Source organism: Lutibacter maritimus (assembly GCF_900116115.1).
Classification (GTDB): domain Bacteria; phylum Bacteroidota; class Bacteroidia; order Flavobacteriales; family Flavobacteriaceae; genus Lutibacter; species Lutibacter maritimus.
Window position 1 is genome coordinate 1 of sequence record NZ_FOZP01000006.1, and the last position, 23,499, is coordinate 23,499.

The 23,499-nt window shown below is 30.0% G+C and carries 15 protein-coding genes and 1 pseudogene; 9 read left to right on the top strand and 7 right to left on the bottom strand.

What is annotated here, in order from left to right; all coding sequences use genetic code 11:
- Nucleotides 1-1,173: pseudogene (locus BM335_RS10385) on the bottom strand (hypothetical protein); the annotation flags it as partial.
- Between the two features lie 437 nt (nt 1,174-1,610).
- On the opposite strand from BM335_RS10385, the gene lpdA reads away from it, so the two are divergent.
- The 5 genes from lpdA to BM335_RS10410 all read left to right on the top strand — a co-directional run bounded on the left by lpdA (nt 1,611) and on the right by BM335_RS10410 (nt 9,096).
- Nucleotides 1,611-3,011, top strand: coding sequence for a dihydrolipoyl dehydrogenase (gene lpdA, locus BM335_RS10390; protein ID WP_090226761.1), 1,401 nt, complete (start codon nt 1,611-1,613; stop codon nt 3,009-3,011).
- A 108-nt stretch (nt 3,012-3,119) separates the two neighbouring features.
- Nucleotides 3,120-4,424, top strand: coding sequence for an aminodeoxychorismate synthase component I (pabB, locus tag BM335_RS10395; RefSeq protein ID WP_090226764.1), 1,305 nt, complete (start codon nt 3,120-3,122; stop codon nt 4,422-4,424).
- Between the two features lie 64 nt (nt 4,425-4,488).
- Nucleotides 4,489-5,838: a tRNA lysidine(34) synthetase TilS gene (gene tilS, locus BM335_RS10400; protein ID WP_090226768.1), complete on the top strand. Its 1,350-nt coding sequence runs from the start codon at nt 4,489-4,491 to the stop codon at nt 5,836-5,838.
- A gap of 150 nt (nt 5,839-5,988) precedes the next feature.
- Nucleotides 5,989-8,577 (top strand): phosphoenolpyruvate carboxylase, encoded by a 2,589-nt coding sequence (locus tag BM335_RS10405; protein WP_090226774.1) that lies wholly within the window; start codon nt 5,989-5,991, stop codon nt 8,575-8,577.
- Nucleotides 8,578-8,580: 3 nt separating this feature from the next.
- Nucleotides 8,581-9,096: a DinB family protein gene (locus tag BM335_RS10410; protein WP_090226777.1), complete on the top strand. Its 516-nt coding sequence runs from the start codon at nt 8,581-8,583 to the stop codon at nt 9,094-9,096.
- Here the strand turns inward: BM335_RS10410 and BM335_RS10415 are convergent.
- Nucleotides 9,093-9,293: a helix-turn-helix transcriptional regulator gene (locus BM335_RS10415; protein ID WP_177219192.1), complete on the bottom strand. Its 201-nt coding sequence runs from the start codon at nt 9,291-9,293 to the stop codon at nt 9,093-9,095. The two genes, BM335_RS10410 and BM335_RS10415, sit on opposite strands and share 4 nt — an antisense overlap.
- A complete protein-coding gene (locus BM335_RS10420; RefSeq protein WP_090226781.1) occupies nt 9,283-9,762 on the bottom strand; it encodes a hypothetical protein in 480 nt (159 codons plus the stop codon). The genes BM335_RS10415 and BM335_RS10420 overlap by 11 nt, the downstream gene beginning before the upstream one ends.
- 126 nt (nt 9,763-9,888) lie before the next feature.
- Between BM335_RS10420 and BM335_RS10425 the strand changes: the two genes are divergently transcribed.
- From BM335_RS10425 to BM335_RS10435, 3 genes are read left to right on the top strand one after another with little or no spacing between them, the layout of a single operon-like run.
- A complete protein-coding gene (locus BM335_RS10425; protein ID WP_090226787.1) occupies nt 9,889-12,279 on the top strand; it encodes a penicillin acylase family protein in 2,391 nt (796 codons plus the stop codon).
- On the top strand, nt 12,272-13,306 hold the full coding sequence (locus BM335_RS10430) for a LacI family DNA-binding transcriptional regulator (protein ID WP_090226792.1): 1,035 nt from the start codon (nt 12,272-12,274) through the stop codon (nt 13,304-13,306). Before BM335_RS10425 ends, BM335_RS10430 begins: the two co-directional genes overlap by 8 nt.
- 19 nt (nt 13,307-13,325) lie before the next feature.
- Nucleotides 13,326-14,861 carry a YifB family Mg chelatase-like AAA ATPase gene (locus BM335_RS10435; RefSeq protein ID WP_090226795.1) on the top strand — a complete coding sequence of 512 codons (1,536 nt, stop codon included), beginning with the start codon at nt 13,326-13,328 and terminating at the stop codon, nt 14,859-14,861.
- Here BM335_RS10435 and BM335_RS10440 read toward each other — a convergent pair.
- Nucleotides 14,858-15,706 carry a DMT family transporter gene (locus BM335_RS10440; protein ID WP_262493866.1) on the bottom strand — a complete coding sequence of 283 codons (849 nt, stop codon included), beginning with the start codon at nt 15,704-15,706 and terminating at the stop codon, nt 14,858-14,860. The genes BM335_RS10435 and BM335_RS10440 overlap by 4 nt on opposite strands.
- Before the next feature lie 233 nt (nt 15,707-15,939).
- Here BM335_RS10440 and BM335_RS10445 point away from each other — a divergent pair, with 233 nt between their 5' ends.
- On the top strand, nt 15,940-19,146 hold the full coding sequence (locus tag BM335_RS10445; RefSeq protein ID WP_090226798.1) for a S41 family peptidase: 3,207 nt from the start codon (nt 15,940-15,942) through the stop codon (nt 19,144-19,146).
- Between the two features lie 179 nt (nt 19,147-19,325).
- On the opposite strand, the gene BM335_RS10450 is transcribed toward BM335_RS10445, so the two are convergent.
- From BM335_RS10450 to BM335_RS10460, 3 genes are all read right to left on the bottom strand, one after another.
- Entirely contained in the window at nt 19,326-20,513 is a 1,188-nt protein-coding gene (locus tag BM335_RS10450) for an MFS transporter (RefSeq protein ID WP_090227731.1), read from the bottom strand.
- 16 nt (nt 20,514-20,529) lie between these two features.
- Nucleotides 20,530-21,429 (bottom strand): ROK family protein, encoded by a 900-nt coding sequence (locus tag BM335_RS10455; protein ID WP_090226801.1) that lies wholly within the window; start codon nt 21,427-21,429, stop codon nt 20,530-20,532.
- Between the two features lie 142 nt (nt 21,430-21,571).
- The gene (locus tag BM335_RS10460) at nt 21,572-23,479 is read right to left on the bottom strand and encodes a SusD/RagB family nutrient-binding outer membrane lipoprotein (protein WP_090226804.1); all 1,908 of its coding nucleotides are present in this window, start codon (nt 23,477-23,479) and stop codon (nt 21,572-21,574) included.
- Nucleotides 23,480-23,499: the final 20 nt, after the last annotated feature.

The window sequence follows — 23,499 nt, forward strand, 5'->3', positions numbered from 1 at the left end:
ACCGCTTCCACCAACTACACTTAAATCTATCGCTCCTGTAGATCCGCCATTACATAACACATTGGTTTGTGTACCACTAACTACAACGGCTGCTGCTGGTTGAGTAACTTCTACATAATTACTTGTAACATTACAATTATTATCATCGACAACATTAACTTTATAAAATCCTTTTGATAAACCACTATAGATACCATTTGCATCTCCATTTGTTGGTAAGCCTGCATTACTATAAACACCTCCACTTGTTGAAGAATACAACAAATCGTATACAGGCGTACCTGCCGCTCCAGAAATCGTTGCGGTAACTGTTCCATTATTACCTTCAAAACAACTTACATTTGTTGATGAAATATTTGTTATTGATAAATTACAACAAGACAAAACAGTTACGGAAGTCGTCTTAGTTGCCATATCATTGTCAGCATCCGTAACAGTCAAAGAAACCATTTTTGAACCTCCCGAAGAATAAGTTACTGTATGCGGTCCAACTGTATTGGCTGTGGCTGGGCTAGCTCCAGCACCAAAATTCCAAGAATAAGCTTTTGTTCCATCTCCACCAGTTGAAGTATTTGTAAATACAACTTTTTCATAGGAATCTCCATCACAACTTTTTGAATATGTGAAATTAGGAGAAATAGGTGTATTTACAGGTATATTCGGAATAGCAGAAGCATCAGCACATTTAGATCCTGCACCTCCTACACCTGCACAGCTTGCTGGATTTGAACTTGCTCCACCCGTTTTCCAAGAAACATAAATATTCTTCAATTCCAACTCATCTCCACATGTAAATGTAATTGGTGCAATTTTAATTGGTGTATTTGGTATAAGCGTACCTGTCACTGGTTCTGCATAAGTAAATTTGTTAATTCCATTTACTTTAGTAGCACCATTATACAAATCAAACTGTACATATATATTGTATTTTGGACCTGTATTAACATGAATATATAAAAATGCATTTACTGTTGTGCCAGCAGTACAAGATGTTAAAGGAACATTATTATCTAATGCAATGTAAGCTTTGGTAATTGTTAAATCCCCTGCATTACAACCAGAATATGAACATCCTGAAATCTGTGGCAGTCCAACTGTTTGCGAAAACCCAGTTATTACTGTAAACAATAAGGTTAACAAAGTCAAAAATCTAATAAAAGTAATTTTTTTCATATTCTTTATTTTTTCAAAAAACTAGAGTAAATATTCCACCAAGTAAAAGTTTGGGGGACAGCAAAACTTCAATAATTGCAATTAAACAACCTTGAAAATTAACTTATAAACACAAATCAACTTAACTTATTGATTATATTTATTTGTAGGGTCAAAATAAAAATGAAATCTGTGGGGAAACATATTTCTAAAACAAATATACTCCAAAAAGTAGATAACTAACTATATATCAGTTGTTTTTTCATGTGAATTTAACAAATGGAAAGATTTTTCAAACAAACGGTATAAAATATTTTTTATTTTTCTGCTTTAATATGATTTTTATCATGCTTTTTTAAAGAATTTTTTAATTAGGAACTTATATTAATTTCCTAAAATTGATAATTGATATAAAATAAAATGGCTATTTTTGCAATTGAACTATTAAGATTATTACAATGAATAATTACGATGTAGCTGTAATTGGCTCTGGTCCTGGAGGATATGTTGCAGCCATTAGATGTGCACAATTAGGATTAAAAACTGCTATTATAGAAAAATACAATACACTTGGTGGAACTTGTTTAAATGTAGGATGTATTCCTTCAAAAGCTTTATTAGATTCTTCACATCATTATTACGATGCAACCAAACATTTTAAAACTCATGGAATAAATGTTTCTGATTTAAGTGTAAACTTTCAACAAATGATTGCACGAAAAAACGAAGTAGTTGCTCAAACTTCTGGTGGCATTAATTATTTAATGGATAAAAATAACATTGATGTATTTCAAGGAGTTGGAAGTTTCTCTGACGCTACACATATAGTAATCTCAAAAACTGATGGAACGTCTGAAACCATTGAAGCATCAAAAACAATTATAGCAACCGGCTCAAAACCAGCATCTTTACCTTTTATTTCTGTAGATAAAAAAAGAGTAATAACTTCAACAGAAGCATTAAGTTTAACCGAAATTCCTAAACATTTAATTGTAATTGGTGGTGGTGTAATTGGTTTAGAATTAGGCTCAGTTTATAGCAGATTAGGATCTGAAGTTTCGGTCATTGAATATATGCCAAACATTACACCAGGAATGGATGCAATGTTATCAAAAGAATTGCAAAAATCATTAAAAAAGCAAGGCTTAAAAATATATACAAGTCATAAAGTTACTTCAGTTGAAAATAAAGGAAACGAAGTTGTTGTAATTGCAGACGATAAAAAAGGTAATCCAGTTGAATTTAAAGGTGACTATACCTTAATTTCAGTTGGAAGAAAACCATATACCGAAGGTTTAGGCTTAGATAAAGTTGGTATTAAAGTTTCTGAAAGAGGTCAAATTGAAACCAACGAACATTTACAAACCAATGTTTCTAATATTTATGCTATTGGCGATGTTGTTAAAGGCGCCATGTTAGCACATAAAGCAGAAGAAGAAGGAACATTAGTTGCCGAATTAATTGCTGGACAAAAACCACATATAGATTATAATTTAATTCCGGGTGTTGTATATACTTGGCCAGAAGTTGCTGCTGTTGGTAAAACTGAAGAGCAATTAAAAGAAGCTGGTGTAAATTACAAATCTGGAACTTTTGCAATGCGTGCATTGGGAAGAGCCAGAGCAAGTATGGACTTAGACGGACAAATTAAAGTACTAGCAGATGCTGAAACCGATGAAATTTTAGGAGTTCATATGATTGGAGCTAGAGCTGCTGATATGATTGCTGAAGCTGTTATTGCTATGGAATTTAGAGCTTCAAGTGAAGATATTGCACGTTCTTCTCACGCACATCCAACATTTACCGAAGCATTTAAAGAAGCTTGTTTAGCTGTTAATGACAGAGCTATACATAGCTAATTTTAGCTTAACGTTGAAAAGTTAAATGGTTTAAAAATTTCGTCAAACTGAAATAAATTCAGTATAACGGATATTAATAATACTCTGTAAAAGTCTATTTTTGCAACAATGCAACGAACCAATTATATTTTTCATCAAAACAATATTGCTGAATTTAAATCGCAATTGTTGCTTTGGGCGCAACAATTTAAAGTTGCCGTTTGGTTAGACAGTAACAACTACCATCAAAAGCATTCTAATTTTGATGCTGTTTTAGCTGTTGATTCGTTTTCACATATTGAAAGCTCTTATAAAAATGCATTTCAACAATTAAAAAGTTACCAAACCAACACAAGCGATTTTATTTTTGGCTATTTAAGTTACGATTTAAAGAATGCTACTGAAAATTTATCATCAAACAATTTTGATGGTTTAGGTTTTCCAGATTTGTACTTTTTTCAACCTAAAAAATTGTTCTTTATTAAAGGAAACACTGTTGAAGTAAAATACATTTCAAATTTCGAAAATGAAATCCATTTAGATTTAGAAGAAATTTCCAAACAAAAAAATAACAATCAAAAGATAAAAGGCAATAAGCAAATAAAGATTAAACTTCGTGTTCATAAAGATGAATATTTTAAAAAATTAAATACCGTTTTAAACCATATTCATCGAGGTGATATTTACGAAGCCAACTTTTGTCAGGAATTTTACAGTGAAAATTCAACCATAAATCCGTTGGAGATTTATCAGAATTTAAATAAAATTTCAAAACCGCCTTTTGCAACCTTTTTAAAGTTAAACGATAAATTTTTATTGTCTGCTTCACCAGAACGCTATCTTAAAAAAGATGGAGAAACAGTAATTTCACAACCAATTAAAGGAACTGAAAAAAGAGCTTCTACTGTAGTTGAAGACCAAAAATTAATAAATCAATTAGAGCAAAATCCAAAAGAACGTGCCGAAAATATTATGATTGTAGATTTGGTAAGAAACGATTTATCACGCTCTGCCATAAAAGGAACTGTAAAAGTTGAAGAATTATGCAAAGTATATACTTTTGAACAAGTGCATCAATTAATTTCAACAGTAACTTGTAAAATTAAAGACTCGGTTCATCCGGTTGATATTATAAAAGACACTTTTCCGATGGGAAGTATGACTGGCGCACCAAAAATTTCGGCAATGAAAATTATTGAAGCAGTAGAAGAAACAAAACGCGGAATTTACTCTGGCGCAGTAGGTTATTTTACACCAAACGGCGATTTTGATTTTAATGTTATTATAAGAAGTATTTTGTATAATGCAACAAATAAATATGTATCCTATTCGGTTGGTGGTGCCATTACTTCAAAATCGGAACCAGAAAAAGAATATGAAGAATGTTTGCTAAAAGCAAAAGCTATGAAACAAGTGTTATTAAACACTAAATAAGTATATTTACACTATTTGAAATTAAACTTAAAACAGCTAAAAACAAATTTTTTCTTGCAACCCAATGAAATCTGAATTAAGAAACCATATAGATACAAATCTTCCTTTTTTAAAAAACAAAAAGCTTTTAATTGCTATTTCTGGAGGAATTGACAGTGTTGTGTTAACTCATTTATTACGTAAATTGAAATATTCTATTTCATTAGCACATTGCAATTTTGGCTTAAGAGGAAAAGAAAGCAATAAAGACGAAGAGTTTGTACAAGAATTAGGAGAAAAATACAATTTACCAACGTATACCATTAAATTTAACACCGAAGAATATGCCAAAGAAAAAGGATTATCTACCCAAATGGCAGCGCGTGAATTAAGATATACTTGGTTTGAAAAAATTTTAAAAGAGAATGAGTTAGATTACATAATTACCGCGCATCATAAAGACGATGTAATTGAAACATTTTTAATTAATTTAACTCGTGGAACTGGACTAGATGGTTTAACTGGAATTCCAGAAGTTAATGGAAAAATTGTTAGACCAATGCTTCCATTTATCCGCCAAGAAGTGTTAGTGTATGCTACCAAAAAGAAACTAATTTGGCGAGAAGATGGTTCTAATTCTTCCATTAAATATTTCAGAAATAAAATTCGCCATAAAATTGTTCCGGTTTTAAAAGAATTAAATCCAAATTTACTAGAAACCTTTTATAACACGTTAGAAAATTTAAAAGGAAGTCAGCAAATTGTTAAAGATCAAATTAAAAATATTGAAGAAAAAGTAGTTTCAAAAACAAATAATGAAACACATTTTAATATTGAAATTTTAAAAAATTTAAGCAATCCAAAAATATATTTATTTGAACTTTTACATAACTACGGATTTACAGAATGGAATGACATTGCAGATTTATTAGATGCACAAACTGGTAAAAAAATACTGAGCAAAACACATCAATTATTAAAAAATAGAGATGTTTTAGTATTAACTTCCATTACTAATTTAAGTGCAATTACACCTATAGAAATTCACGTAAATACTAAAGAAATTGATACGCCAATCCATTTAACTTTTGAAACTATTACCATTCCAATTTCATCAACAAATATGGATAATAAAGCTTTTGAAACCATTATTTTTGATACAGAAAATACAATTTCAATTGATTTAGATAAAATTCAGTTTCCATTAATAATTAGAAAATGGGAAAAAGGAGATTTCTTTTATCCAATTGGTTTAAACGGAAAAAAGAAATTAAGCAAATATTTTAAGGATGAAAAATTTTCATTAAACGACAAAGAAAATACGTGGTTGCTATGTTCAAATAATGAAATTGTTTGGGTAATTGGTAAGCGTTTAGATGAAAGATTTAAAATTTCAAAAAAAACGTCAAACATTTTAAAAATTAATTCCTTATAATAATGTGGCCTTTTAATATCAAACAAATAAGACAATTAAAACGAAAACAAAATTGATTTACAAAAAAAACGATTTCGTTAAATTTCAATATTTAAAATACAAATTTACAGTAGCTTTTGTATTTTTCGCCAAAAATTAATATTATACCTTATGCATAAACAGCCAAAACTTACTAGATTCAACGAAAACGTATTATCTAAATACCAAATTTACAACAGTATTTTTATGACACTACCGTTTGATACTATTTCAAAAACAGGTGTTTTATTACCGCTGTTTCATGACATTTGTGAAAGTGGATTTGCACAAAAAAAAGACCCAGTAGAAATTGTGGAACAATTTTTTGATGCTTACCAGCAAAACCCTTCGCAAGAAGAAAAAATAAATTTATTATTTCGATTTATTCAATACATTGAGCGTCAAGTTGTTTTATTTGATGCAATTGAAGATGCCGCGTTTCCAATTGTAAACAATATGGATGGTGTTGGAACTATGAGAAACACCAAAGAAACTGCCACACAAGAAAATAAAAAGGAAGCATTAAGAAAACATTTAGAAGACTTTAAAGTTAGGATTGTTTTAACAGCACATCCAACACAATTTTATCCTGGTCCAGTTTTAGGAATTATTACAGATTTAGCTGAAGCTATTGAAAAAAACGATTTGTTATTAATAAATAAATTATTAGCTCAGTTAGGAAAAACACCCTTTTTTAAACACGTTAAACCATCACCTTATGATGAAGCTGTAAGTTTAATTTGGTATTTAGAAAATGTATTTTACCACTCTGTTTCAGATACTTACAACTACATCCAAAGTAATATTTTTGAAGGTCAAAAAGTAGACAATAATATTATTAACTTAGGATTTTGGCCAGGTGGTGATAGAGATGGAAATCCGTTTGTAACTACAGAAATTACCTTAAATGTTGCCAAACGTTTAAAACAAACAATACTTAAAAATTATTACAGAGATATCCGCATTTTAAAAAAGCGACTGACTTTTAATGGCGTTGAACAATTAATTACCGATTTAGAAAAATTATTGTTTGATAACAGTGTAAATCCAGATTTAAACACCATGTATTCCTTAGAAGAATTTATTGGTAAATTAGAGCATATAAAAGACATTTTAGTTACAAAACATCAATCACTTTATTTAGAAGAAATCAATGACTTTTTAAATAAAGTTCATTTATTTGGTTACCACTTTGCAACACTTGATATTAGACAAGATAGTAGAGTACACCACAATGTTTTTTCAGAAATAGTTACAACCTTAATTAATAACGGCAACAAATCGTTTCCAGAAAATTATCTAGAACTTTCTGAAGATGAACAAATTGAAATCCTTTCTAAAGTTGAAGACACTATAGACATCTCTATATTTGAAAACGAAATGGTTACCAAAACATTAGGTTCTATTTTAGCCATAAAATCTATACAAAAAAGTAACGGAGAACGCGGAGCTAATAGATACATTATTAGCAACAATCAAAAAGCTGTAAACGTTATGGAAACTTTTGCAATGTTTAATTTATGTGGTTTTAAACACAATATAACTGCCGATATTATTCCGCTTTTTGAAACCATTAACGATTTAACAAATGCCGAAAGCGTGATGAATAAATTGTATTCTAATGAAGCTTATATGAAACATTTAGCCGAAAGAGGAAACAAACAAACCATTATGCTAGGTTTTTCTGACGGAACAAAAGATGGTGGTTATTTAATGGCAAACTGGGCAATATTTAGAGCCAAAGAAAACCTAACAAAAATATCTAGAAATTACGGCATTAAAGTTATCTTTTTTGATGGGCGTGGCGGACCTCCTGCACGTGGTGGTGGAAAAACACATCAATTTTATGCTTCTTTAGGACCAACTATTGAAAATGAAGAAATTCAATTAACGGTGCAAGGACAAACAATTAGTTCAAATTTTGGCACACAAGATGCTGCACAATATAATATTGAACAATTATTAAGTGCCGGAGTTTCAAATGAATTGTTTACAAACCCAAATCATATCATGACTAAAAATGATACTGAAATTATGAATGATTTGGCAACAACAAGCTATCAAGCATATTCTGATTTTAAAAATCATCCAAAGTTTTTACCATATTTAGAAAGAATGAGTACGCTTAAATATTATGCGAAAACAAATATTGGAAGCAGACCATCTAAACGATCAAGTGGTGATGAACTTAATTTTTCTGATTTAAGAGCCATTCCTTTTGTAGGCTCTTGGAGTCAATTAAAACAAAATGTTCCAGGTTTTTACGGCGTTGGAACTGCTTTAAAAAAGTATGAAGATGCTGGTGAATTTGATAAATTAAAGAAATTTTACAACACTTGTGATTTCTTTAAAACATTGGTTGGGAACAGTATGATGTCACTTTCAAAATCTTTCTTTGAATTAACTCAATACATGGAAAAAGATGAAGAATTTGGCGAATTTTGGAAAGTAATTCACGATGAATATCTAACTACCAAACGTTTAATTTTAAAATTAGCAGGCTATACCGAGTTAATGCAAAGCAACAAAGTTGGAAAAGCATCTATTGATATTCGTGAAAATATTGTATTACCATTAATTACCATTCAGCAATATGCATTAATGAACATTCAGAAACTTACAAAAGATAAAAATGCAGATCCTGAGTTAATGAAAGTATTTGAAAAAATGGTCACCAGATCTTTATTTGGAAATATAAATGCAAGTAGAAACTCCGCTTAAATTATGACAACTTTACAAATAAACGAAAACGAATACGCCCCTTTTTATAAAAATTATATTACGTCATTAGGAACTGTAGAATTGTTTGATATACTAAATGATTCATTAGACGATTTATTAAACACAATACAACATTTACCAAAAGAAAAACTAACTTACAGATATCAGGAAGGTAAATGGACCATTAAAGAACTTGTTCAGCATATTATTGATGCTGAACGAGTTTTAAGTTATAGAGCCTTACGTTTTTCAAGAAATGACGCAACAGATTTACCTGGTTTTAATGAAAATTGGTATGTTGAAAATTCTAACGGAAATGATAGAAATATTGAAGAATTATTAGATGAATTTACATTTGTTCGTAATGCAAGCATTCAACTTTTTAAAAGTTTTACAGATGAAATGTACACGTTATCTGGCGCTATAAATGGTAGCGATATGTCTGTTAGAGCATTAGGTTTTATAATTGCTGGACATCAAGTGCATCACTTAAAAGTTATAAAGGAGAAATATCTTTAATCACCTTTTTCTAAAAAGAAAATTTCATTAACATTTTTATCAAATATCTCTGAAATTTTTAAAGCTAAAACAGTTGAAGGTACATACTTATTTAACTCCATTGCATTTACTGTTTGTCTGCTAACACCAATCATTTCAGCTAATTTTGCCTGAGTAATATTAAGTATTGCACGTTCAACTTTAATATTATTCTTCATTAGTTGCAGCTTTTTTAGTTTTGTACAAAATAAAATGAAAACGCAATATAAAAAACAATAATACAGTAAACATATTTAAAATTAACACTGTAAAAAAGCTTAAATCATAAACAAACAGTATGGCTAAAACTAATATAAAATAGTTTACATACGTTGCCCATATAAGTGATTCCATTCTAATTCTTGAGATATATTCATCTTCATCTTTTGTTTTAGAAAAAGCAACTATAATGCCTCCAATAATTAAAACAATAGCCACAATTTCATCAGAAATATTATTAAAACTCCATTGAAGTGATGGGTTTTTTGAGAATATTCCGGTTTCACCAACCAAAGGAAAAACAGGAACTTCTAAATTAAAATAATCAAAATCATTAATCAGCATAACAACACCAAAAATAATTCCTGTAATAAATAAAAACCAACCTAACAGTTTGTAATTGTGCGATATTAAAAATCTAGCGTTCATATTGTTTATATTATAAATATTTTCAAATGTAAAATATTCTTTACTTTTAGACAAATATTTTTTACTATTACGTTTCGTAACAGAAAAAATATTATATTTGATGTAACTAAAAAAATATACATATAAATGCGAATTCTTAAAAAGATTTTCATATCAATTGTAGTAATAATACTACTATTTTTTGCTGGAATTTGGATTTATTTCAACAGCCTAAAACCGACTTATGCAGGCGAATTACAATTAGATAATATTGAAGATGAGACTTCTGTATATTTTGATGATTATGGGATTCCTCATATTTATGCACAAAACCAAGAAGATGCTTTAACTGCTTTAGGCTACGTTCACGCGCAAGACAGGTTGTTTCAAATGGAATTAATGCGTCGCATCGCTCCTGCCAGACTTTCAGAGATTTTTGGTAAAGACATGGTTAAAAACGATCTGTTTTTTTCTAAATTAGGAATTGATGAGGCATCAAAAAAAACCATTGAAAAATTAGATAAAAATAGTGAAACATATAAATTATGCACCGCATATTTAAATGGTGTAAATCAGTTTATAGAAAATGGCCCAACACCTATTGAGTTTACTTTAATTGGTATTGAAAAAGAAAAATACACATTAAAAGACATGTACAATATACTTGGCTATATGTCTTTTAGTTTTGCAATGGCTCAAAAAACAGACCCGCTATTATCTGTAATTCAACAAAAATTAGGCGAAAATTATTTAAAGGAATTAAATATTGACAGCAATCCAAATTCAACTTTTATAAAAACCTCTAAATCAACCATAGAAAGTTTTGAAAACCTTATTGTTCAAGCCTCAGAAGTTTTAAAAACATCACCAATACCGCCTTTTATTGGTAGTAATAGCTGGGTAGTTTCGTCAAAAAAAACAACAACAGGAAAAGTGCTTTTTGCAAACGACCCACATATTGGTTATTCACAACCTTCGGTTTGGTTTGAAGCACACATTGTTACGCCAAATTATGAAATGTATGGTTATCATATTGCTGGTGTAGCTTTTCCACTTTTAGGCCACAACAGAAAATATGCTTATGGTTTAACCATGTTTGAAAATGATGATATTGATTTTTACCAAGAAGAAAACAATCCTACAAATAATAATCAATATAAAACAGCAAATGGTTATTCTAATTACACAACAACTAGTAAAACAATTAAAGTTAAAAATGAAGATGATATATTAGTTGAAATAAAATCTACCAATCACGGTCCAATAATGAACAATGCTATTGACGGAATTTCGCAAACCGAACCCATTGCAATGTCTTGGATTTACACAAAAATTGATGCCAATGTTTTAGAAGCATTATACCACATTTCTAGGGCAACTAAAATGGCCGATATTAAAAAAGGAGTTTCTATGATCCACGCTCCAGGATTAAATATAATGTACGGAGATGCTGATGGAAATATTGCTTGGTGGGCTGCTGGTAAATTGTATAAATTAAAATCAAATGCCAATAGAAAGTTTATTTTAAATGGCGCATCTGGAGAAGATGATGTTGAAGAATATTTAGATTTTAACCAAAACCCAATGGCTGAAAATCCTTCTTGGAATTATGTCTATTCCGCAAATAATCAACCAGATACAATTGCCAATATTTTATATCCTGGTTATTATTTACCTGAAGACAGAGCCAAAAGAATTGTTCAACTATTAGAACCAAAAAATAATTGGACCAAAGAAACAATGAGTCAAATGATTAATGATAATACTTCATCAGTTTCATCAGACATTATTAAAGAATTTACATCAATTATGGACTATAATTCGTTTTCCAAAAACGAACAAAACGCCATTGATATTTTACAACTTTGGGATGGTTCTAACACTATTGATAATGTTGCTCCTACAATTTATAACAAATGGATATATCTGTATTTAAAAAATACTTTTGAAGATGAATTAGGTGAAAAATTATTTAACCAACTTAATGCAACACATTTAATGAAACGAATGATTGCAAACCAAATTGAAAAAGAAAATTCCATCTGGTGGGACAATGTTAATACCAATAATATAAAAGAAACTAAGAAAGAAATTTTAACAACATCATTTACCCAAGCAATTAATTCATTAGAAAATCAACTTGGAGACAATATTATGCTATGGAATTGGGGAAAAGTTCATACCTTAGAGCATCCGCATCCGATAGGAACAATTTCTTACTTAAAAAAGTATTTTAACGTAGGACCTTTTCCAATGAATGGCGCAAGAGAAGTTATTGACAATAGAGGTTTTGAATATAATGATAGTGGTATTTATAAAATTACTGCCGGACCTTCAACAAGAAGAATTATAGATTTTTCAGACATTGAGAACAGTATTAGTATTCTACCAACTGGTCAGTCTGGAAACCCTTTTAGTAAACATTTTAAAGATCAAGTTGAAATGTATAACAAAGGACAATTCAGAAAAATGAAAATGAATAAAAAAGAAATAATTACAACGTCTACTAAACTAACTATTTTACCTAAAAATGAGTAAGAGAATAACCATAAAACAAATTGCACAAGCACTGCACGTTTCAATTTCAACTGTTTCTAAAGCTTTAAATGATAGTTATGAAATTAGTGATGAAACAAAGAAAAAAATTCAAGAATACGCAAAATTGCATAAGTATAAACCAAATACTTTAGCATTAAGCCTACAAAACAAAAAAACCAAAACTATTGGTATTATTATACCAAATATTCTTACTTATTATTTTGCCAGAGTTTTGCGTGGAATTGAAAAAGTTGCTACCGAAAAAGGCTATAATATTATAACTTGCATCACAAATGAATCTTATAAAAAAGAGGTAGACACCATGCAAATGTTGTCTAACGGTACCATTGATGGTTTCATAGCTTGCATGTCTGAAGAAACATTAAAACTTCAAAAATTTGATCATTTTCATGATATTTTAGAAGAAGGAACTCCAATTGTTTTATACGATAGAACACACCAAGATATTAATTGTGATAAAGTAGTTACTGATACTGTAAAAAGCGCCTATAAAGCAACTCGATTTTTAATGAAATCTGGTTGTAAAAATATAGCATTGGTCTCCGTTTCAGAAGGTTTAAATGTTAGTGAATTTAGTGCTAAAGGTTACAGAAAAGCACTTAAAAAATATGATTTTCCAATCAATGAAAACTTAATTATTCGTCAACATGATGAAACCAATTTGAAAGAACGAATTATAAAAATGTTGGATACAAACAAAGTTGATGGTATTTTTACAGTTGATGAAATTTCAGGAGCCATAACCATTCAGGCATTAGATGCAAAAAATATTAAAATACCTGAAGAAGTTTCTATTATTGGTTTTACAAACGGAATGATATCACGCTACAGCACACCGCCACTAACAAGTGTTAATAGGTTTGCACACACAACAGGTGAAACTGCAGCCGCAAGGTTAATTAATAAGATTGAAGAAAAAATTGATTTTGAAGATATTAAAACAGAAATTATTAAAACAAAACTGGTTGAACGTGAATCAACAAAAAAACTTTTCATAAAGTTTTAAAATATATAAACAAATTGCTATGCTTGTTAAAATTTTTGGTAGCGCCGTTTTCGGTGTTGAAGCTACTACTATTATTGTTGAAGTAAATATAGATAAAGGAATTGGCTATCATTTGGTTGGTTTACCCGATAATGCTATTAAAGAAAGTAGTTATAGAATTTCAGCAGCACTTAACAACAACGGTTACAAATTACCAGGAAAAAAAATTACCATAAATATGGCACCGGCAGATCTGAGAAAAGAAGGTTCCGCCTACGATTTAACTCTAGCTGTAGGAATTTTAGCAGCTTCCAATCAAATAAAATCAGATAACATTGACAAATACATTATTATGGGTGAACTTTCATTAGACGGAAGTTTACAACCTATAAAAGGAGCCTTACCTATTGCCATAAAAGCTTTAGAAGAAGGTTTTGTCGGTTTTATTTTACCAAAACAAAATGCTAAAGAGGCTGCAATAGTAAACGGATTAAAAGTTTATGGAATTGAAAACATAACCGAAGTCATTCATTTTTTTGATAAAAATATAGCTTTAGAACAAACTATAATTGATACAAGAGCTGAGTTTTATAAAAATTTAAACAATCCTGAATTTGATTTCGCTGATGTAAAAGGACAAGAGTCTGTAAAAAGATCTATGGAAATTGCTGCGGCAGGTGGACATAACATCATTTTAGTTGGACCTCCAGGAAGTGGAAAAACTATGTTAAGTAAACGGTTAGCATCAATTTTACCACCAATGACTTTACAAGAAGCGCTAGAAACCACAAAAATTCATTCAGTTGTTGGAAAAGTAAAAGACGCTGGATTAATGAGTCAACGCCCATTTAGATCACCTCATCATACAATTTCCGATGTTGCGTTAGTTGGAGGCGGTCAATATCCGCAGCCTGGCGAAATTTCGTTATCTCATAATGGCGTTTTATTTTTAGATGAATTACCTGAATTTAAACGTACTGTTTTAGAAGTTATGCGTCAACCTTTAGAAGATAGAGAAGTTACAATTTCTCGTGCAAAATTTACTGTTACATATCCAAGTAGTTTTATGTTGGTAGCAAGTATGAACCCAAGTCCAAGTGGCTATTTTAATGATCCTGATGCTCCAGTTACCTCATCACCAGCCGAAATGCAACGTTATTTAAGTAAAATATCTGGCCCGTTATTAGACCGGATTGATATTCATATTGAAGTAAACCCTGTTCCGTTTGAAAAACTTTCAGAAGAACGATTAGGCGAACCAAGTAAAATTATAAGAGAACGCGTTACAAAAGCAAGAGAAATTCAGTCGAAACGATTTCATAAAATAGAAAATGTGCATTACAATGCTCAAATGAGTGTAAATCAAATTCGAAAATTTTGTAAATTAAGTGATGAAAGCAAGATACTTTTAAAAAATGCTATGGAACGTTTAAATCTATCAGCAAGAGCTTACGACAGAATTTTAAAAGTTTCAAGAACCATCGCTGATTTAGACGGAACTGAAAATATTTCATCTTCACATATATCAGAGGCAATTCAATACAGAAGTTTAGATAGAGAAGGATGGCTAGGTTAAATATTAACTTTTTTTCTCTTTAAATAAACATTATAGATTAAACTAAACATAATTAGTAAAATACCTAAAAGAGTCCATAAATTATAGATTTCTCCAAACCAAAAAGCTCCAATCATAATCATAAAAACTACTTCTAAATATTTTAATGGAGCAATAACATTTGTTTCATGAGTTTGGAATGCTTTTGTTAAATACAATTGACCAACATAACCAAAAACTCCTAAACTTAGTAGTAACAACCATTCTATGAAATTTGGAGACTTCCACTGGTTGACAGACATTACTCCGCCAAAAACAAATGCCATAACCATAAAATAATTAATAATTACCAATGGATTTTCTGAATCTCCAATTTTACGAATCAACACAAAAATGACACCTAAAAAAATTGCAGATAAAATAGCTAATATAAAACCTATAGAATTTATATTCCCCCCAAATCCTTTAATAGTTAAAACGCCTATAAATGCAACTAAAAACAGCAACCATTGCATTGGTTTTATTTTTTCTTTTAAGAAAAAAAATGCGAAAATTGATGCGAAAATTGGAGATGTATATCTCAATGAAACAGCAGTACCAAGAGTTAAATAATTTAAAGATTGAAAGAAACATGTTAAAGATATTACACCCGCAACACCTCTAATAAGCAACCATTTTTTATTGTTTCCAAGAATAGGAATTTGGTGCTTTAAAATTAATGGAATCGTAAAAAGCAAAGTACCTATTGACCTAAAAAAGACAATTTGATATGCACTAAAATCATTTAAATATTTTACTACAGCGTTCATTAGCGCAAATGCGATTACGCTAAAAATCATATAAAAAATTGCTTTTGAGCTATTCATGAAAAAGTAACCTTTACTATTTAAACTAAATAGCGTGCAAAAATAACATTAAAAAAACTAAAAACAATTTAATATATCAAAACAATATACAAAAGAAAGTTATGAATTTATATACAAAACATAAAAAGAGTGGCTAAGTCAAACCTTAAATTTTTGTTAAAATCCTTCTAAAAAACTCACTAACAGTATTTCAAAATTGTAACTTTGATTATATACCCAAATAATCAAACTTTATGAAAAACAAATTACTTGTAACATTATGTATTTTAGCAACATCTATAGTATTTTCACAAAACAATCCGCTAATTAACACACCTGCATTAAGTCCCGATGGAAAATTAATTGCATTTAATTATCAAGGCGACATTTGGACTGTTGATATTCATGGTGAAAATTTAAAAAGACTTACAATACACGAAGCATACGATGCCAATCCTATTTGGAGTGCCGATGGAAAAACAATTGCTTTCCAAAGTGATCGTTTTGGAAATGATGATGTTTTTACTATTTCTGTTAACGGCGGAATTCCAAAACGCATCACATACCATTCTGCAAATGATAAAGTAACAGATTTTACAGCCGATGGAACTATTTATTTTGCAACAGCAAGAGAATTTGTTCAACTAGAACGCGAACCAGAAGTTCAGTATGTGAGTGCAAATGGAGGAACACCTTTTAGATTGTTAAATGCCGTTGGTTTTGATGCTACGTTATCTCCAAACAAAAAATTTATAGCTTTTACTAGAGGTTCTTGTAGAATTGAACGCGAAGCTTATAAAGGACCTGCTAATAGAGATATTTGGGTGTACGATATTAAAAATGATAAATACAACCAAATCACAACTTTTGAAGGACAGGATTTAGCACCGCAATGGGCAAATAACAACACGCTTTATTTTCAGTCTGCACTAACAGACAAATACAATGTTCATAAAGTTAATATTGATGAAAACGGAAATAAATCTGGCGATATTTCACAAATTACTTTCTTAAAAGATATGGGAATATTTTCATTTAATTTAAGTAAAAACGGTACAGATTTAGTCATGGTTTCTGGTGATAAAGTTTCAACAGTAAATGTAAATACTAAAAAAGTTACTCCAATAAATATTACCATACATAGTGATTATAGGTTTGACCCTATTGAAAGAAAAACATTCACTTCAAATGCTTCAGAAATTGAAGTTTCACCTAATGGTAAATTAAGCGCTATTGTAATTAGAGGTGAGATTTTTATTCTTGAAAATAATCCAGATAAAAGTAGAGCTGTAAATGTTTCAAATTCTGCTTATAAAGATGAAGACGTTACTTGGTTAAATGATAATACTTTGCTATTTGTTTCTGATAGAAATGGGAAAAATAATATTTATACTGTAACATCTAATGATGTTAACAACAAAAATATTTTCACTTCATTAAAACATAAAATTACACAAATCACAAACAGTAAAAAAGGTATCACCAATATAAAACTAGCACCAAATAAAAAACAAATCGCTTACAATAATGGCTCTGAATTGATTGTTGCTAATATCTCTGAAGAGGCTAAAATAACTAATGAAATTACGCTTGTAAATGGTTGGGATACACCATCTGGAATAGCTTGGTCTCCAGATTCTAAATGGATAACTTATAGTTTAAGCGATTTATATTTTAATGAAGAAATTTATATTCATAAAGCTGATAATAGTAAAAAACCTGTAAATATTTCAATGCATCCAAAGTCAGATTCTAGAGCAATTTGGAGTGATGATGGATCTAAAATAGTTTTTTCTTCTAACAGAAACAATGGCGATCACGATATTTGGTTTGTGTGGTTACAGAAAAAAGATTGGGAAAAAACAAAACAAGATTGGGAAGAAGCAAGCGATGAAAAGAAGGATAAAAAAGAGGACAAATCTGAAGAAAAAACAGAAAAAAAAGTTGTTGATGTGATTATAGATTTTGAAGATATTCATGAACGTCAGCAACAAGTTACATCGTATAACGGTGGCGAATATTTAGCTGCTGTTTCTAAAGATGGAAAAACTTTTTACTACACAACTGGCAATAGTGGAAGAGGAAATCCTGATGTTACATCCGATTTATTTCAAATTAATTGGGATGGAAAAGAAAACAAAGAAATAACAACTGGAAATTCCAGTCCAAGAAATATTTCTTTATCAGCTAAAGAAGATTTTATTTATTATTTAAGCAAAGGAAAAGCCAACCGAATAAAAATAGCTGGCTTAAAAAAAGAAAGTTTGCCGTTTTCTGCAAAAATGAATATTAATTATACGGAGGAAGCTAATCAAATTTTTGAAGAAGCTTGGAACACAATTCAAGACCGTTTTTACGATCCAAATCATCATGGGCAAAATTGGACATCATTAAAAAACACTTATAAACCATTGGCTTTAAAAGCATCAACTAGAGAAGATTTTAAATACATTTTCAATATTATGTTAGGGCAAATTAATGCCAGTCATATGGGAATGTATCGTGGTGAAGAACGCAAAGAACTTCAAGATGAAACAACTGGTATTTTAGGCGTTGAATTTGAGCCAACATCAAACGGAAAATTAAAAATAAGCAAAGTTGTTCCAAACTCAGCTGCCGATAGAGAAATGAGCAAACTTGTTATGGGAGATATTATAACGTCTGTAAACGGTGAACCTGTATCAGTTTCTGAAAATATTTACAAACATTTAGTAGCTTCTAATAATGAAAAAATAATTTTAGGTGTTTCTTCAAACGGAAAAGAAAAAGAAGTAATAATTAGACCAAAATCAAGTGGTAGAGAAGATAATTACAATGCTTGGGTAAAAGAATGTAAACGTTTAACTGATATTTATTCAAATGGAAGATTAGGATATGTTCACATTCAAGGAATGAACTGGGAAAGTTTTGAGCATTTTGAAAGAGAATTAACTGCTGCTGGTTTAGGAAAAGAAGGTATTGTAATAGATGTTAGATATAATGGTGGAGGTTGGACAACCGATTATTTAATGGCTGTTTTAAGTGTAAAACAACACGCTTATACTATTCCTAGAGGCGCATCTAACGATTTAAGCAAAGACCATAAAGATTTTAAAAATTATTATCCATATAGCGAACGATTACCTTTAGCTGCTTGGACTAAACCGTCTGTAGCCATTTGTAACCAAGCAAGTTACTCAAACGCTGAAATTTTTTCACATGCATATAAAGAATTAGGTATTGGTAAATTAGTAGGTATTCCAACTTTTGGAGCAGTAATATCAACTGGTGGACAAACTTTAATAGATGGTTCTTATGTTAGAGTTCCATTTAGAGGTTGGTATGTAAAATCATCTGAAAAAAATATGGACTTTACACCTGCTATGCCAGATGTTGTAATTGATAATTATCCTGATGAAAAAGCAAAAGGTAAAGATTCTCAATTAAAAACCGCTGTTAATGAATTACTAAAAACATTGTAAAAAGGGGAAAATCCCCCTATCAAAAGGGTGTAATTCATTCTTAATAGTTTTTTTCAATATTTAAATTTGCTATCAAGAAAAAGAATATAGTCTATTGTTAATTTAGGGAAATTGCAAAGAAAAAAACCACTCTATTATGAGTGGTTTTTTAAATTATAATTCAACTATAAAATTAATACTTATTTTTTTGAAGCTATAATTGCCGAAAATAATATATATATTAAACAAGCTAACGGTACAAAAAATCCCCACAATATACTTGTTAAATCTGCTACATAACCCATAATTGGTGGAATAAATGCTCCTCCAACTATTGCCGTTACCATTAAACCACTTAATTCATTAGCTCTTTCTGGTAATTTATCGACTGTTATTGAAAATACCAAAGGAAAAATATTTGCAAATCCCAATCCAACTAATATTATTCCTGTATAAGCAATTATTGTATTACCAAATAGCAATAATAAAACGCCTAAAATGGCCATTATTACTGTTACAAATAAAAATTTGATTGGTTTTATTTTAGTTAAAATAGCTGCGCCTAAAAATCGTCCAATTAATATTGGTAAAAAGAATAATGCCCAACTTAGCCATAAACTAAATCCTTCTATACCAAACTCTTCATTTAATAAAATTGGTATTCCTGAACTCATTGAAACTTCAGCTCCTACGTAAACAAAAATGGATAACACCATCATTAAAACGTATTTATTTTTTAACAAAGACAAACAACTAACTAATGATGCAGGTTTTTCATCTTCATGTTTTATTTCTTTTACTTTTAAAGTACTTGTCCACCCAAATGTTATTAAAATCAATATTGCATAAATTGGAAATAATAAAGTCCAATCCATTCCTACCATCAATGCAAATGGTGGCAGTAAAAATCCTAGTGAAGAACCAATTGCTTTTATGGATTGTCCTAATGATAAATTACTAGAATATCTACCAGGAACGGAAACATCTCTCATTATTGGGTTTCCTGATACCTGCAACACTGTTGCTCCGGCCCCTAACAACAAAATAGAACCCAAAATTACATAAAACTTAGATTGCAATTCAATAGCTGTAGATTGAACAATTGGACCATACATACCAGAAAAAATTGGTAATAACAGGCCTATAAATGCAATTGCCAATCCTATTAGCAATACATTTTTTTTCCCTTTTCTATCTTGGTAAATTCCCATTGGAATAGATAAAATACCAAACATTAAAAACCCACTAAAAGGCAATAAAGTTGCTAAAAAATTTGTAAGTTCAAACGTTTCTTTTGCTAAACTTACCATTGGTCCTACTACATCTCCAAAACCCATACATAAAAAGGCTAAAAAGATAGGAAGGGTACTTATTTTTTTATTACTCATAATTTGGTTCATTTTGTTATTTGAATAATGTAGCAGCTCCTAACATAGCCGCGCTTTCTTTTAAGATGGATATTTTAAATGGAATTTCTAATCCACTATCTTTTAATTTTTTATATAAACTTGGTTTAAATAATTCAAAAGCTTCAGCAATATTCCCTCCCATTACAACAACATCTGCATTAAAGTTTATTAAATGTGATGTTAAACATTCGGCTAGATTTTGCCCAAATTCATTAAATAATTTTATAGCTTCTACATCTCCTTCTTTAACAAATTCTGCAACTTGCTTTACTCCAGTTACTTTTTTTGATGAAATATTGTTGAAATTATTTACAAACCAGCGAGTTGAAAAGTAATCATCTGCTATTCCGTCTTTGTATGGTTGATCCCACAAATAACCATTTTCAGGTACTGTTTTACCTTCTTCAATAACTTTTCCATTATTAATAAAAGACGAACCAAATCCCGTTCCTAATGTAATTGCAACCATTTTTTCACTTCCTTTTCCACTACCATACCAGTAACTTCCTAATGAAAATGCAGTTGCATCATTTACAAATTTAATTTGATGTTGTGACAATGCTAAATTTTCTAACAATGCTTCTTTTACATTTACGTTTTTTAAATCCAAAAACTTTTGATTTGAATTATCATATAACCCAATCCCATTTTCATAATCAAAAGGACCTGGAATAGCAATACCAACTCCTAAAAAATCAGAATTAACTGGTAAGTTTTTTTTACAATCCAAAATAGCTTGGCTCCAAACGCTTAGTAAAACATTTTTTTTTTCAGAATTTGAAATTTTTACACTTATTAAAGTTTTTTGTAAAATAGTTCCTGTTTCAATATTAATTGCAGCACAACTAATATGACTACCTCCAACATCAACCCCAATTACAATTTTTTCTTTCATTTTTTATTTTTTTTAATTGAAAAACAATCTATTTTTTCGAAAATTCATTTTAAAAAAAAGGAATCAGCAATAATTTTACTGATTCCTTATTAAACAAAACTATTAATTCAAATACTTATAGATATTAATGTGAAAATTTGTATTAATGTTTAGCCCACCATAATGGAGTGAAAACATTATCTGGTCCTTCTAAAAATTCTACAGCTTGTTTATAACCTTTTGGAACGTTGTTTGAAATTCCTGAAGGATATTTTAAACGTTGAGGAAATACTTTTACACTATTTGTCATATAATTACCTAATGTTAAATTAGGTGAATCAGGTAAAAGGTTTTCAATAGCTGGGTTTTCAAAAAATGGCAACCCAAGTCTTCTATGATCATTCCAAGTTTCTAGAGGTAACCAAGGTGTTTGTGCTATAAATTTTTGTGTTATAATTTTAGTCAACAAATCGTTTTTAACACTTCCTCCTTGATAAATTGTATTGGATGGATATTTAAAATTATATGTACCAGGAGTTCCTGTATAACCATCAATATAATTCATTACCACAGTTGCTGGAGGTTCAGCCGTATGATTCCAACTAACCGAAGTTCCAACTCTATTATAATTTTCTGAGGTAAGATAACTATCAACATATGCTGAAACATTTGAGTAACTAAAACTTTGTCTAATTCCTTCTTCATAGGCAGATTTTCCACTCATAGGAACATTCCATCCTTTCACGGCTGCTTCTGCAATTAAAAAATATGATTCCCAAGATCCAAAAAATACACGTTTCATTGTACTATTTCTATATTTACTAGCTAAACGAGGTAAAGTTCCTTGATACCAATACAGTCTATTTTTAGACCCTTTTTCGCCCCAATCTCCAGTAGCTGGAGCATTCCAAGTAAATGCAGCTTCAATTTCTTGAAGTGTATTTCCAGCATCATCTAATAAATTTCTTTTAGTTGTTGTTGCATTAGAAGCCCAAGATGGATATTTATTAAACTCTGGATTATCAAAATCTCCAGGAATTGGATACGCATCATAAGCTCTTGGATCTATTGAATTATGAAGACCATCAAACCAAAAACCTGCTGATGGATCGTTTGTTAGTGTAGTAAAATGGTCATCGTATTTTAACCCTATATAATTGGCTGGTTTAATATAAGAATGTTTATCTGCTGATAACATAGATTCAGATGTTACTCCACCTAAACCAATCATTAAATTATTAGATGTTGCAGATAAATATTGACTGTTCCATTCTCTAGACATAACTCCAGCTAAATCATTCCATCCATCTTTTTCTTGAACTGCAAAATTATCATCTAATAAAGAAATATAAACACTTCCACTTACAGCATCTTCAAATTCTGTTTTTGCTTTAGCAGCATCAACTTCAGATAAACGCATTGCAAAACGCATTCTTAAAGAATTTGCATATTGTTTCCATTTTGTATAATTATAACCATAAGCAGGATCTCCATTTTTAAGATTATCTGGATTATTAACATCTAATTCTAAAGAATTTGAAGCTTCTCTTAACTCATCAAGAATAAAGTAATAAACATCTTTAACGCTATTATAATCTGGATTTATACCTTGAAAACCATCAATTGGCATTGGCCCAAAATTATCTGCCATTTCACTCATTAAATATGCTCTCCAAATTCTTGCAATTTGCTTTAAATTATTAGTATAAGCTTTTGAATTTCCAGATTCTATTTGCTCGTCAGCAACTCTAACAGCAGTGTTGATATCTTTTAACCATCTTGAAACATACGTGTAGTATTGACTACTCCAGTCTTCACTATAATACCCTTCTGATAAGGAACCAATTCTATCCATACGTCCGGCGTCTTTCCAATATAGTACAAATACTCTTTCAGCAATATTTGGGTCTTGTTGTGCTCCAATAATTGAGCTATTTATAAAATATTCTACTTGTACCTGATCTACAGAAGCAGCGGTTGGATCTACATTCATATCCTCAAAATCTGAGCAAGAAACTAACAGACCAACTGCCATTAAATGAAATCCTATTTTTTTTAACATTTTTTTCATATTAAATATATTTTTAATTA

Bases quoted from the DNA above. Each gene is read 5' to 3' on its own strand.
- lpdA (WP_090226761.1), top strand. From the start codon at position 1,611: ATGAATAATTACGATGTAGCTGTAATTGGCTCTGGTCCTGGAGGATAT.
- pabB (WP_090226764.1), top strand. From the start codon at position 3,120: ATGCAACGAACCAATTATATTTTTCATCAAAACAATATTGCTGAATTT.
- tilS (WP_090226768.1), top strand. From the start codon at position 4,489: ATGAAATCTGAATTAAGAAACCATATAGATACAAATCTTCCTTTTTTA.
- BM335_RS10405 (WP_090226774.1), top strand. From the start codon at position 5,989: ATGCATAAACAGCCAAAACTTACTAGATTCAACGAAAACGTATTATCT.
- BM335_RS10410 (WP_090226777.1), top strand. From the start codon at position 8,581: ATGACAACTTTACAAATAAACGAAAACGAATACGCCCCTTTTTATAAA.
- BM335_RS10415 (WP_177219192.1), bottom strand. From the start codon at position 9,293: ATGAAGAATAATATTAAAGTTGAACGTGCAATACTTAATATTACTCAG.
- BM335_RS10420 (WP_090226781.1), bottom strand. From the start codon at position 9,762: ATGAACGCTAGATTTTTAATATCGCACAATTACAAACTGTTAGGTTGG.
- BM335_RS10425 (WP_090226787.1), top strand. From the start codon at position 9,889: ATGCGAATTCTTAAAAAGATTTTCATATCAATTGTAGTAATAATACTA.
- BM335_RS10430 (WP_090226792.1), top strand. From the start codon at position 12,272: ATGAGTAAGAGAATAACCATAAAACAAATTGCACAAGCACTGCACGTT.
- BM335_RS10435 (WP_090226795.1), top strand. From the start codon at position 13,326: ATGCTTGTTAAAATTTTTGGTAGCGCCGTTTTCGGTGTTGAAGCTACT.
- BM335_RS10440 (WP_262493866.1), bottom strand. From the start codon at position 15,706: ATGAATAGCTCAAAAGCAATTTTTTATATGATTTTTAGCGTAATCGCA.
- BM335_RS10445 (WP_090226798.1), top strand. From the start codon at position 15,940: ATGAAAAACAAATTACTTGTAACATTATGTATTTTAGCAACATCTATA.
- BM335_RS10450 (WP_090227731.1), bottom strand. From the start codon at position 20,513: ATGAGTAATAAAAAAATAAGTACCCTTCCTATCTTTTTAGCCTTTTTA.
- BM335_RS10455 (WP_090226801.1), bottom strand. From the start codon at position 21,429: ATGAAAGAAAAAATTGTAATTGGGGTTGATGTTGGAGGTAGTCATATT.
- BM335_RS10460 (WP_090226804.1), bottom strand. From the start codon at position 23,479: ATGAAAAAAATGTTAAAAAAAATAGGATTTCATTTAATGGCAGTTGGT.